The organism is Salinihabitans flavidus (assembly GCF_900110425.1).
In the GTDB taxonomy this organism is placed as follows: domain Bacteria; phylum Pseudomonadota; class Alphaproteobacteria; order Rhodobacterales; family Rhodobacteraceae; genus Salinihabitans; species Salinihabitans flavidus.
Genome location: NZ_FODS01000006.1, coordinates 55113 through 67458 on the forward strand (window position 1 = coordinate 55113; position 12346 = coordinate 67458).

General features: G+C 61.4%; 11 protein-coding genes and 1 pseudogene. 5 read left to right on the forward strand and 7 right to left on the reverse strand.

Annotated features, from left to right (window positions below; translation table 11 throughout):
- Positions 1-5 precede the first annotated feature (5 nt).
- From BMW66_RS07040 to BMW66_RS07055, 4 genes and pseudogenes are all read left to right on the forward strand, one after another.
- Complete coding sequence (locus BMW66_RS07040) at positions 6-638, forward strand: DUF2460 domain-containing protein (protein WP_093116882.1); 633 nt, start codon at positions 6-8, stop codon at positions 636-638.
- Positions 638-1522 (forward strand): DUF2163 domain-containing protein, encoded by an 885-nt coding sequence (locus tag BMW66_RS07045; RefSeq protein WP_093116884.1) that lies wholly within the window; start codon positions 638-640, stop codon positions 1520-1522. The genes BMW66_RS07040 and BMW66_RS07045 overlap by 1 nt, the downstream gene beginning before the upstream one ends.
- Positions 1519-1968 carry an NlpC/P60 family protein gene (locus BMW66_RS07050; RefSeq protein WP_093116886.1) on the forward strand — a complete coding sequence of 150 codons (450 nt, stop codon included), beginning with the start codon at positions 1519-1521 and terminating at the stop codon, positions 1966-1968. Before BMW66_RS07045 ends, BMW66_RS07050 begins: the two co-directional genes overlap by 4 nt.
- Positions 1968-5889 (forward strand): annotated as a pseudogene (locus tag BMW66_RS07055) (baseplate multidomain protein megatron). Before BMW66_RS07050 ends, BMW66_RS07055 begins: the two are co-directional and overlap by 1 nt.
- A gap of 281 nt (positions 5890-6170) precedes the next feature.
- Here BMW66_RS07055 and BMW66_RS07060 read toward each other — a convergent pair.
- A complete protein-coding gene (locus BMW66_RS07060) occupies positions 6171-6509 on the reverse strand; it encodes a TraR/DksA family transcriptional regulator (RefSeq protein ID WP_093116888.1) in 339 nt (112 codons plus the stop codon).
- Positions 6510-6592: 83 nt separating this feature from the next.
- On the opposite strand from BMW66_RS07060, the gene cysE reads away from it, so the two are divergent.
- On the forward strand, positions 6593-7396 hold the full coding sequence (gene cysE, locus BMW66_RS07065) for a serine O-acetyltransferase (protein WP_093116890.1): 804 nt from the start codon (positions 6593-6595) through the stop codon (positions 7394-7396).
- Between the two features lie 56 nt (positions 7397-7452).
- Here the strand turns inward: cysE and BMW66_RS07070 are convergent, their stop codons facing one another.
- The 6 genes from BMW66_RS07070 to BMW66_RS07095 form a co-directional block, all read right to left on the reverse strand.
- Positions 7453-8778, reverse strand: a complete 1326-nt coding sequence (locus BMW66_RS07070; RefSeq protein WP_093116892.1) for a pyruvate dehydrogenase complex dihydrolipoamide acetyltransferase — start codon at positions 8776-8778, stop codon at positions 7453-7455.
- A gap of 1 nt (position 8779) precedes the next feature.
- Positions 8780-9040: a hypothetical protein gene (locus BMW66_RS07075; protein WP_093116894.1), complete on the reverse strand. Its 261-nt coding sequence runs from the start codon at positions 9038-9040 to the stop codon at positions 8780-8782.
- A 4-nt stretch (positions 9041-9044) separates the two neighbouring features.
- A complete protein-coding gene (locus BMW66_RS07080) occupies positions 9045-10460 on the reverse strand; it encodes a pyruvate dehydrogenase complex E1 component subunit beta (protein ID WP_093116896.1) in 1416 nt (471 codons plus the stop codon).
- A gap of 1 nt (position 10461) precedes the next feature.
- Positions 10462-10776: a VOC family protein gene (locus BMW66_RS07085; RefSeq protein WP_093116898.1), complete on the reverse strand. Its 315-nt coding sequence runs from the start codon at positions 10774-10776 to the stop codon at positions 10462-10464.
- Positions 10773-11792 (reverse strand): pyruvate dehydrogenase (acetyl-transferring) E1 component subunit alpha, encoded by a 1020-nt coding sequence (gene pdhA / locus BMW66_RS07090; protein ID WP_093116900.1) that lies wholly within the window; start codon positions 11790-11792, stop codon positions 10773-10775. Before pdhA ends, BMW66_RS07085 begins: the two co-directional genes overlap by 4 nt.
- A gap of 124 nt (positions 11793-11916) precedes the next feature.
- Positions 11917-12219 (reverse strand): FtsB family cell division protein, encoded by a 303-nt coding sequence (locus tag BMW66_RS07095; protein WP_093116902.1) that lies wholly within the window; start codon positions 12217-12219, stop codon positions 11917-11919.
- Between the last annotated feature and the right edge of the window lie 127 nt (positions 12220-12346).

The following is a 12346-nucleotide window of genomic DNA, read 5'->3' on the forward strand; positions in this document are numbered from 1 at the left end:
GATAGATGGGATTTCACGAGGTGAGATTTCCCGCCAAGCTGAGCTTCGGCTCGATTGGCGGGCCGGAGCGGCGCACCGATGTGGTGACGCTGGCCAACGGGTTCGAGGAGCGCAACACCCCCTGGGCCCATTCGCGCCGCCGTTATGACGCGGGGGTGGGCATGCGCAGCCTTGACGATGTGGAAACGCTGATCGCGTTCTTCGAGGCGCGCCGTGGGCAGCTTTACGGGTTCCGCTGGAAGGACTGGTCGGATTACAAATCCTCGCTTCCGTCCAGGGAGGTGACGTTTCGCGATCAGGTGATCGGGGTCGGTGATGAGGTCAACGACACCTTCCAACTCGTGAAGACCTATAGCTCTGGCGGGAACGATTATGTGCGGCCCATCGTGAAGCCGGTGGCCGGATCGGTGCGGGCCGGGCTCGATACCGACGAATTGCAGGAGGGTGTTCACTACGAGGTGGATACCACCACCGGGCGGATCACCTTCGCCGAACCGCCGAGCGTCGGGCGGCAGATCACCGCCGGGTTCGAATTCGACGTGCCGGTGCGTTTCGATACCGACCGTATCCAGACCAGCGTGGCAAGTTTTCACGCCGGTGACGTGCCGAATGTACCGGTCGTGGAGGTGCGTATCTGATGGCGTTTCATGACGGATTGAAGGCGCATCTGGCGACTGGCACGACGCATGTGGCACGTTGCTGGAAAATCACGCGGACGGATGGAATCGCCTTCGGCTTTACCGATCACGACCGCAACCTGAGCTTCGGGGGGGTGACGTTCAAGGCCGATACGGGACTGTCGGCGGTCGCGCTGGAACAGAGCACGGGGCTTTCGGTCGACAATACCGAAGCTCTTGGCGCGCTGAGCGATGCCGCTGTGAGCGAGGCCGACATCGAGGCCGGGCGGTTCGACGGGGCAGAGGTTGAAGCATGGCTGGTCAACTGGGCCGAGATAGAGGAGCGTACGTTTCTGTTCAGGGGCACCATCGGAGAGATCCGGCGGGCCGGCGGGGCCTTTCAGGCAGAGTTGCGCGGGCTGACAGAGGCGCTCAACCGCCCGCTGGGACGGATCTTTCAGAAACCGTGCACCGCAGTTTTGGGCGATGCGGCCTGCGGCTTTGATCTCGACAGCCCGGGTTATGCTGCCATTCGCGCGGTGGAAGCTGTGGAGGATCAGCGGGTGTTCCGCTGGCTGTCGTTTTCGGGGTTCGAGCCGGGGTGGTTCACGCGCGGACGCCTGTCGGTGCAGTCGGGCGCGGCGTCGGGACTGACCGGCATCGTCAAGCGGGATTGGTTCGATGAGCGTGGGCGCGTTATCGAGCTATGGGCGCCGCTGCGTGCAACGGTTCAGCCGGGAGACATGATCCGGATCGATGCGGGGTGCGACAAGCGGTTCGAGACCTGCCGCCTCAAGTTCAACAATCTTGTGAACTATCAGGGCTTTCCCGATCTGCCCGGCGACGACTGGTTGATGGCCCACCCTGTGCGTGACGGCACGGCAACCGGCGGGAGCCGCCGATGAGCGGCGCGAACGGTGCAAGGGTCGTCGCCATCGCGCGGAGCTGGGTCGGCACGCCCTATCGCCATCAGACCGCTACGCGATCGGCCGGGACCGATTGTCTGGGCCTGCTGCGGGGGATCTGGCGAACCCTTTACGGGGCGGAGCCCGAGGCAGTTCCCGCCTACAGCATGGACTGGTCGGAGCCTCAGGGGCAGAAACTGCTCTGGGATGCGGCGCGGCGTCACCTGATCGAAAAGGATCTGACAAGCGAGGCGGCTGGCGATGTTCTTCTCTTCCGGATGCGCCGGTCATCGGTTGCGAAACATCTTGGCATCGCGGGGGAGATCGGCGGACGGGCCACATTCATTCATGCCTATTCGGGCCATGCGGTGCTGGAAAGCCCGCTGAGCAGCCCGTGGCGTCGCCGCATCGTGGCGCGTTTCGAATTTCCCAAGGAGGTCGGCTAATGGCCACAGTTCTCTTGTCTGCCGCGGGCGCGGCACTTGGCGGTTCAATCGGTGGCACAGTGGCAGGTTTGTCCAAGGTGGCCGTGGGGCGGCTGGTCGGTGCGACGCTGGGACGGGCGATCGACCAACGGATCATGGGTCAAGGCTCTGACGTGGTGGAAAGCGGCCGGGTCGACCGCTTTCGGATCACTGGCGCTGCCGAGGGCAATGCGATTGCCCGTGTGCATGGGCAGATGCGTGTTGGCGGGCAGGTGATCTGGGCGTCCCGGTTTTCCGAAAGCGTCTTGACGAGCGGTGGGGGCAAGGGGCTTTCACCGCAACCTTCGGTGCGCGAATACAGCTATTCGGTCTCGCTGGCCATCGCGCTCTGCGAGGGAGAGATCACGCGCGTGGGCCGGGTCTGGGCCGACGGAATGGAGATCAGCCCGGATGATCTCAACATGCGAGTCTATACTGGCACGCGCGATCAGCTTCCCGATCCAAAGATCGAGGCGGTCGAAGGGACGGGACGTGTCCCCGCCTATCGCGGAACGGCGTATCTTGTGCTGGAAGACCTGCAACTGGAACCGTTCGGTAACCGCGTTCCGCAATTCAGCTTCGAAGTGTTCCGGCCCGCGCCGGTTGATCAGCAAGACGCGCAGTTTGAACCGGCCCATGCTGTGCGGGGCGTGGCGCTGATCCCCGGGACGGGGGAATACAGCCTGTCCACAACCCCGGTCTATTACCGCAACGGCCCGGGCGAAAGCTGGGCCGCCAATCTCAACACGCCCTCCGGCAAGACCGATTTCGAAACGTCGTTGGAGGCGCTGGACGCGGAAATGCCGAATTACGCGGCGGTCTCTCTGATCGTGTCGTGGTTCGGTAGCGATCTGCGCTGCGCTGCCTGCGATGTGCAGCCCCGGCCCGAACAGACCGATTTCGAGGGCTCCATGCCTTGGCGCGTGGCGGGTCTCGGCGGCGCGGAGGCGTCGGCGGTCGCCACCTCGGAGGGGCGCCCGGTGTATGGCGGCACTCCATCGGACGGTAGCGTGATCGAGGCGATCAGACGGATGAACGACATGGGAAAGAACGTCACGTTCTATCCCTTCATCCTGATGGAACAGCTTGCGGACAATGGTTTGCCCGATCCGTGGAGCGATGCGTCCGATCAGCCGGTGCTTCCGTGGCGCGGGCGCATCACATTGTCGAAAGCACCGGGACAGCCCGGTAGCCCGGACCGATCAGCGCAGGCGGATAGCGAGGTTGCGGATTTCTTCGGCGCAGCGAGCGCGGCTGATTTCGAGATTGCGAATGGGCAGGTGAGCTATTCCGGCCCGGCGGAGTGGCGGTATCGCAGGTTCATCCTGCACTATGCCGCGCTGTGCAAGGCGGCGGGCGGGGTCGGGGCCTTCTGTATCGGATCGGAAATGCGCGCTCTGACCCAGATTCGCGGAGCGGGCGATGTCTTTGCCGTTGTAGAGCAGATGCGGGGCCTCGCGGCAGATGTGCGAGCCATTCTCGGGCCGGATGTGAAGATCGGATATGCTGCCGACTGGTCGGAATACTTCGGCTACCATCCGCAGGATGGAAGTGGCGATGTTTATTTCCACCTTGATCCGCTTTGGGCCGACGATGCGATCGACTTCGTCGGCATCGACAACTACATGCCCTTGTCCGACTGGCGCGACGGGGATGCACATGCGGACGCCGTCTGGGGCACGATCTACAACCCCGCCTACCTGAAGGCCAATGTGGCCGGAGGCGAGGGGTACGATTGGTTCTACCACTCGCCCGAAGCCGAAGCGGCGCAGATCTGCACGCCAATCACCGATGGCGCCTATGATGAGCCCTGGGTCTTTCGCCACAAGGATATCCGCAACTGGTGGATGAACGAACATCATGAGCGGATCGGCGGCGTGCGGCAAGAGACGCCGACCGCCTGGAAGCCGCAATCCAAGCCGATCTGGTTCACCGAACTGGGCTGTGCGGCGATCGACAAGGGCACGAACCAGCCCAACAAGTTCCTCGATCCCAAATCGTCAGAGTCGCGCCTGCCGAGTTATTCCAATGGACGCCGGGACGATTTCATTCAGAGGCAATATCTGCGCGCCATATACGACCATTGGGGCGATCCGGCGCAAAATCCGGTTTCCCCGGAATACGGCGGACCAATGGTCGACATGGCCCGCGCGCATGTCTGGGCCTGGGATGCGCGTCCGTTTCCGCATTTTCCCAATAATCGGGAGCTTTGGAGCGACGGGGACAACTATCGTCGCGGTCATTGGCTGAATGGACGGGTTTCCAACCGGTCACTGGCGTCCGTGGTGAGGGAAATTTGCGAACGCGCCGGGGTTCTTGCGTTCGATGTGGACGATCTTCGGGGAGTCGTGCGCGGTTTCGCCATCGGTGAGGTTGCGGATGCGCGCACGGCACTTCAGCCGCTCATGCTTCAGCACGGATTCGACGCGGTGGATCGTGAAGGCGTTCTCACCTTCATGATGCGCGACGGGCGCGATGCTATAGCAATTGCGCGGGACGATCTGGCGATGAGCGGTGACCTCGACGGGGTGGTGAGCCGGACGCGGGGATCGGAGGCCGACATGTCAGGGCGGGTTCAGGTCGGTTTTGTCCAAGCCGGCGGGGATTATGACATGATCTCGGAAGAGGCTGTGCTCCCCAGAGACGACGCATGCTCTCACCCGCACCGAATTGCCGCTATCGATGACAAGGGCAGAGGGGCGCCAAGCGGCCGAACGCTGGTTGACGGAGGCGCGTGTCGCGCGTGATGGCCTGCGCATTGCCCTGCCGCCGTCGCGGATGCATGTCGGGGCGGGTGACGTGATCGAACTTGCCGTTGACGATGCAGGGAACCCGGAGCGATATCGCATCGACCGGGTGGAGCAGGGCGCGATGCAGCTTCTGGAAGCGGTTCGAATTGAGTCCGAGGTCTATGTTCTCTCCGATATCGGCGAGGATACGCCGGGGGTCTCGCCGTTTGTGCCACCGGTTCCCGTTCTTCCCGTGTTTCTTGACCTGCCATTGATGACAGGCGACGAAGTTCCGCACGCGCCGCATATCGCGGTGACGGCAAAGCCATGGCCGGGGACGGTTGCGCTCTACAATTCGGACAGCGACTCGAACTATAGGCTTGATCAGATCATCGGCCACCGGGCCGTCGTTGGGGTGTCCGAAACACCGCTTTTCGCGGCAAGCTCGAGTCTTCTGGACAAGGGACCGGATCTGCAAATCCGGCTGACGGCCGGACAACTCGAAGGCGTTGACGAGGCGGCATTGCTCAGTGGCCGGAATCTGGCGGCTATCGGGGATGGAAGCGCTGGCAATTGGGAACTTTTCCAATTTCAGAGAGCGGAGCTTCTTGAGCCGAATACCTACCTTCTCCGCAACAGGTTGCGCGGTCAGCTGGGCAGTGACGGCATCATGCCGGCGCAATGGCCCTCCGGTTCGACCTTTGTGCTGATCGACCCGGCGCTGACACAGATCGCGTTGAAAACGGCTGCACGGAATTTAGCGCGTCACTACCGGATTGGTCCGGCCAGACGCGGCTATGACGACCCGAGCTATGAGCATCGCATAGAGGCGTTTTCCGGCATCGGGTTGCGCCCCTATGCACCCTGTCATCTGCGCGTGACAGCAGATGGTGCGGGAGGCAGCATGTGGTCCTGGATTCGTCGTACCCGTATTGACGGGGATGAGTGGGATCTGCCCGAAGTGCCGCTTGGCGAGGAGAGCGAAGTCTATGTCGTGCGAGTCATGCAGGGCAGCATGATCCTACGTGAAGCCGTCACGACAACGCCGAACTGGATCTATACCGCGGCCGAGAAGGCTGATGATGGTGTGTCGGTCCCCTATGAGGTTCATGTGGCGCAGATTTCCGCGCGGTTTGGCGCGGGTCTGTTTGCAAGGGCGACAGTTTCAGACTGAATTGGGGCATGGAAGAGACGACTCTTTTTTGGTGACCGGACGGCGATGGCGCAGGCCCCGCTGATCTTATCGGAGGCGGGGCGCTTGGCGCTCCGCTGCCGAATGATTCGGGAAGCTGATTTGGTATCTTTATGTGAAAGTTTTCGGCTGTCTTCGCATGCTTCTGGGGGCGGGTCGCTCGTGTCAGTGGCCCTGCACCGCCCGGTGCCGCACTGAGTATTGCGGCTGCAGGGAACTGGTCCTGCATGAGCTGAACGAGTGGTGTTTGTCACGCAGGCAGATCAACCAGACGCGCAGCTGATGCAGCGTGTGGCGGCCGGGTCGAATTCCAAACGTTTCCGGGCAATCTCTTCACCGCATTCGATACAATAGCCAAACTCCCCTTCCTCGATCCGCAGAAAGGCGGTGCGGAGCCCTTTGGCCTCTGTATCCCGCCGGACCTGTTGCGCCTTTGCCATCGCCTGATTCTGAAGCGCGTCCATGCGGCTGAGACGGCCGACGGATTGTTGGTCGAGCGTAACCACCGACTGCCCTGTTTCGCCGCGGGCGTTTTCCTGCTCCAGCTCTCGCAACCTGCTTTCGATCAGCGCGCGAAACCGCGCAAGCTCTTCGTCATTCATTTGTGTGATCCGATGTCAACGGGTTTGAATTTGCCGCATATCATCTATCTGATATAGTCAAAACTTGGAAAGGACGGTTGGTCATGCCTGAAACGCGCGCAAAAATCGCTGAACTGGACCCGGTTTGGCAACGGATTACTCGTGAGGCCGAACAGGCCGTTCAGGAAGAGCCTCTGATGGGGGGGCTTATTCACGCCTGTGTCCTGCACCACAAAAGCGTGGAGCGCGCGCTGTCTTATAGATTCGCGGCCAAACTCTCCTCCAACGAGATGTCGCAGGTGATCTTGCGTGAGATCGCCGACGAGGCGTTCGAGGCTGACCCGTCGCTCGTGGAGGCCGCGCGCGCCGACCTCATGGCCGTGTTCGAGCGCGATCCGGCCTGCCACCGACTTGTGCAGCCCATTCTCTATTTCAAAGGCTATCAGGCAGTGCAAGCCTACAGGATCGGCCATTGGATGTGGCAGCAAGGACGCAGGGATCTTGCCTATTTCATCCAGATGCGTGTGAGTGAGATTTTCGGGATTGATATTCACCCCGCGGCGCGTATCGGCAAGGGAATCATGATCGACCATGCCCATTCCATCGTAATCGGGGAAACCGCTGTGGTCGGGGATAACGTGTCGATGCTGCATTCCGTGACATTGGGCGGGACCGGCAAGGAAGAAGAAGACCGCCATCCCAAGATTGCCGATGGTGTTCTGATCGGGGCAGGGGCCAAGGTTCTGGGCAATATCCGGATCGGAAAATGCTCTCGCATCGCGGCAGGGTCCGTTGTGTTGTCCGACGTGCCGCCCTGCAAGACAGTGGCCGGTGTGCCCGCCCGCATTGTCGGTGAGGCAGGCTGCGATCAACCGTCAGTGAACATGGATCAGCTTCTCAAATCCTGATGCGGTTGTGGAAAGAGTGGGGCACGCGAAAAATCGCATGCCTCTCTCTCTTGAGATCAGGCCAGCATGGTGAGCGGGTTTTCGAGGTTGTCGACAATGGCTTCCAGTAATTGGGCGCCCAAAGCCCCGTCGATTACGCGGTGATCGACCGATAGCGTCACCGACATGACCGTTGCGACCGTCAGTTCGCCATCTTCCCCCACCACAGGTTTCTTGACCCCGGCGCCGATCGCGAGGATCGCACCATGCGGTGGGTTGATGACGGCATCGAAATTGTCGATCCCGAACATCCCGAGGTTGGAGATGGCGAAACTGCCGCCCTGATACTCATGCGGCGCGAGTTTGCGGTCGCGGGCGCGGTTGGCAAGATCCTTCATTTCCGACGAAAGGGCGGAGAGTGATTTCATGTCGGCGTCGCGCAGGACAGGGGTGAAGAGCCCGCCTTCGATGGCGACGGCAACGGCCACATCGGATGGCTTCAGTTTCAAAAGCCGGTCTCCGGCCCAGACGGCGTTGGCGTCCGGTACCGATTGCAACGCCATGGCACACGCCTTGATGATGAAATCATTGACAGAAAGCTTCACGCCGCGCGCCTCGAGCTTGGAATTGAGCTCGGAGCGGAACTTCAGCAGCGCGTCAAGCCGGATGTCGCGGCGCAGGTAGAAGTGCGGAATCGACTGTTTCGCTTCCGTCAGACGGGCCGCGATTGTCTTGCGCATCCCGTCGAGCTTAACTTCCTCGTAGTCCCGGTCTGCATAGATTTTTGCCACGGTCTCCGCGTCCGGACCTGATGCCAAGGCGGTCGGGGCAGGCGCTTCCTTGGCCGCCGATTCGGGTCTTTCGGCCGGAGCGGTATCCGCTTTGGCTGCCTCGACATCCGCTTTGACGATACGACCGCGGGGACCGGATCCCTTCACTTGCGTGAGATCCAATCCCTTTTCGGCGGCGATCCGGCGGGCCAGAGGAGAGGCGAAAACACGCTCTCCGGAATCGTCGATGGGAGCCGGAGGGGCAACCTGGCCAGTGGCGGCTTTCTCAGGGCCCCCGCTGGGGGCCGCCGCGGCAGCCGAGTCGGCCTTCTCGGCCTCCGGTTTCGCCTCTCCTTCATCGGATGCCTGACCGATGTCGTCGACGCTTTCCCCCTCTTCGAGAATGACGGCAATGGGCGTATTGACCTTCACACCCTCGGTGCCTTCGCCCACGAGAATCTTGCCGATCACGCCTTCATCGACGGCCTCGAACTCCATCGTCGCCTTGTCGGTTTCGATTTCGGCAAGAAGATCGCCAGAGGCGACGGTGTCACCTTCCTTCACAAGCCACTTGGCCAGCGTGCCTTCCTCCATCGTGGGGGAGAGGGCGGGCATCAGGATTTCGGTGGGCATGTCAATCCTCCTCCAAGAGGGTCATCTGGTCAAAAGGGGCGCGGCGGGGTTGGCTGCCCCGGGCAAGAGCGGCGATCGCCGCCTCGATCCGGGGACGGTGTTGCGCGATCCATTCATAGGCTTGCTGGTGCGAAGGGCGCGTGCCGGGGCGCCAGTCATCTGCCGCCAGCCGCTCAGGCAGTAGCGCCACGATCCACCTGCCGTCCACCTCAGAGGCGATGCGGTAGGATTCCGTTGCGATATCGCGCCCCTTGATCTGCATCGGTCTACCTGTAGGTGACCTGGCGCACGGCTTCGACCACCTCGTCGGTGGTGACCAGCGCGTGTTTTTCCAGGTTGGCGGCATAGGGCATCGGCACGTCCTTGCCCATGCAGTTGATCACCGGAGCATCGAGGTAGTCGAAGGCCCTCTCCATCAGCGTGGCCGAGAGATGATTGCCGATTGAGCTTACGGGCCATCCCTCTTCCACAGTCACACAGCGGTTTGTTTTCTTCACACTGGCAATCACCGTGTCATAGTCAAGCGGGCGCAGGGTGCGCAGGTCGATCACCTCGGCCTCTATCCCGTCCTCGGCGAGCCTGCCCGCCGCTTCGAGCGCATAGGTCATCCCGATCCCGAAGCTGACGATGGTGACATCGCCGCCTTCACGCCAGATCCGCGCCTTGCCGAAGGGCACGGTGTAGTCATCGAGCACAGGCACATCGAAACTCTTGCCATAGAGAATCTCGTTTTCGAGAAAGATAACCGGGTTGGGATCGCGAATGGCGCTCTTGAGAAGCCCTTTCGCATCCGACGCAGAGTAGGGCATCGCCACCTTCAGTCCGGGGATCTGCGCGTACCACGCCGCGTAATCCTGGCTGTGCTGCGCACCAACGCGCGCGGCAGCGCCGTTCGGGCCGCGGAACACGATTGGACAGCCCATTTGGCCGCCCGACATGTAGAGAGTCTTCGCTGCGGAGTTGATGATCTGGTCGATCGCCTGCATGGCAAAGTTGAAGGTCATGAATTCCACGATCGGATTCAACCCTCCAAAGGCGGCGCCCACGGCGATGCCGGCGAATCCATGTTCGGTGATGGGGGTGTCAATCACACGCTTGGCCCCGAATTCGTCAAGCAGACCCTGGCTGATCTTGTAGGCGCCCTGATATTCGGCGACTTCCTCGCCCATCAGGAACACGCCTTCGCTACGGCGCATTTCCTCGGCCATTGCATCGCGCAGGCACTCGCGGACTGTCTGGCTTTTCAGTTCGGTGCCTTCCGGCCAGTCAGGTTCGGGGATCGCGCCGGCGTCAGGTTCCGACTTTGCTTTTTCAGATTTGGCCTTGGCGGGCGCCTTGGCCTCGGGTTTCGAGGCGCTTTCCGTTGCCGCCTTGGTGCCGTCTTCATCCTCCTGTGTCTCGGCAGGTTTGGACGCCGCCTCGGCGGCGCTTGCGTCCTCACCTTCTTCAAGAAGCACGGCGATCGGCGTGTTCACCTTCACGCCTTCGGTGCCCTCGGCGACAAGAATCTTACCGACCACACCTTCGTCCACGGCCTCGAATTCCATCGTGGCCTTGTCGGTTTCGATCTCGGCAAGGATGTCACCGGAAGCCACCTCGTCTCCCTCCTTCACAAGCCATTTCGCCAGCGTGCCTTCCTCCATGGTCGGCGACAGGGCGGGCATCAGGATTTCCGTTGCCATGTTACGCGTTCCCCTCCGGTGTGATTGTTCCCAAGACATTGCCGTCGCCAATTTCGACATAGGCGCAGCGAGCGATGCCGGGTTCGTCCTGCTGCGGGAGCGCCTCGACTTCGTCATTCCTGAGCGTCGAGTCGTTGCGCGCGTCGCAATCGTCGACCACGACGGTCATAGGGCCGCCGATATGGCGACCGTCGATCAGGTGACAGCCAATCTCTTCGCCACCCACCATGGGCGAAAACGACCATCCGAAGAGGTCCGCGTGGAACGCCCTGGTGCGCACCCCGTTGCCTGCGTGGCTCTCGAAATGCGGCATCATACAGCCTCGCCCTGGGGAACTTCTTTTGCGTAGATGTCTGTCCAGAGTTCGTCGAGCGCGGGCTCGGGGCTGTCCTTGGCGAACTCGGCAGAGGCGTTGACGATCTCCTTGATCTCCTTGTCGATGGCCTTCAGATCCTCTTCGCTGGCGTGCTTGCCGGTCAGAAGCATATCGCGCGCCTGTTCAATTGGATCGCGTTCCTCGCGCATTTTCTGTACCTCTTCGCGGGTGCGATATTTCGCAGGATCGGACATGGAATGCCCGCGATAACGGTAGGTTTTGATCTCGAGGATATAGGGACCCTTTCCGGCGCGGCAGTGCGCCACGGCCTTCTCCCCCGCCTCCTTTACCGAAAGCACATTCATCCCGTCCACCATCTCTCCGGGAATGCCAAAGGCCTCGCCCCGCTTGTAGATGTCCTGAGTGGACGTGGAGCGTTCCTGCGAGGTGCCCATTGCATACTGGTTGTTCTCGATCACGAAGACCACCGGAAGCTGCCAGAGTGCGGCCATGTTGAACGTTTCGTAGACCTGCCCCTGATTCGCGGCGCCGTCCCCGAAATAGGTATAGGTCACATTGTCGTTGCCGCGATATTTATCGGCGAAGGCCAGACCTGCGCCCAAGGGGACGTTGGCGCCGACGATACCGTGGCCGCCATAGAAATGTTTCTCTTTCGAGAACATATGCATGGAGCCGCCCTTGCCCTTGGAATAGCCGTCCTGTCGGCCCGTCAACTCGGCCATGACGCCCTTGGGATCCATGCCGCATGCGAGCATGTGGCCGTGGTCACGGTAGGTCGTGATGCGCTTGTCGTTCTCTTTGGCAGTTGCCTCGAGCCCGACAACGACGGCCTCTTGGCCGATGTAGAGGTGACAGAATCCGCCGATCAGCCCCATGCCGTAAAGCTGTCCGGCCTTTTCCTCGAACCGGCGGATCAGGAGCATGTCGCGGTAGTACTGTTTCAGTTCATCGCCGGACACGTTCGGCTTCTTTGCGGTGGTCTTCCTCGCAGCCATCGGTTGCAGTTCCTCCCAGACGCTGGCGGCGCCCGAAGCCCGGGCGCAATGGTTTAGTCTTAAACAAAATGCTAACCGAAGCGCGGGTGGGCTGCGAGCAAAAAATTTTCGAAATCATTTCGGTTCAGCGGATGACCATTTCGTCGGCGCGGATCATCCCCAGAACATCGCGCGCCTGCTGATCCAGAAGGTCCAGATCAAGGTAGTCATCGGAGAGCCGATGCGTCAGGTTTTCCATCCGTGCGACCTGCGCATCAAGCGTCTCAAGCTCTGCCTTGAGTGTTTCCGAACCAGCCTGAACCTCAACCCGCCGGAAAAGGCCGTAGTCCCCCTGCACGGCGGCAAAGGTGAAATAGGCGGCCAGGCTGAACGCGATGGCGAAAAACGCGATCGCTGTCAGGGTGGGGCGGGGTGTCTGAATGCTCATGTCTGCCTCTGGCACCCTCTGAGTGGGATACTTCGGGCGAATCATGCCACAGCGAGCCCGGCAGGGGAATCCCCTAATCCATCCGCAGGGCGGCTTTCTGCGCGGGGATGGATTGGTCTTGGCGCAT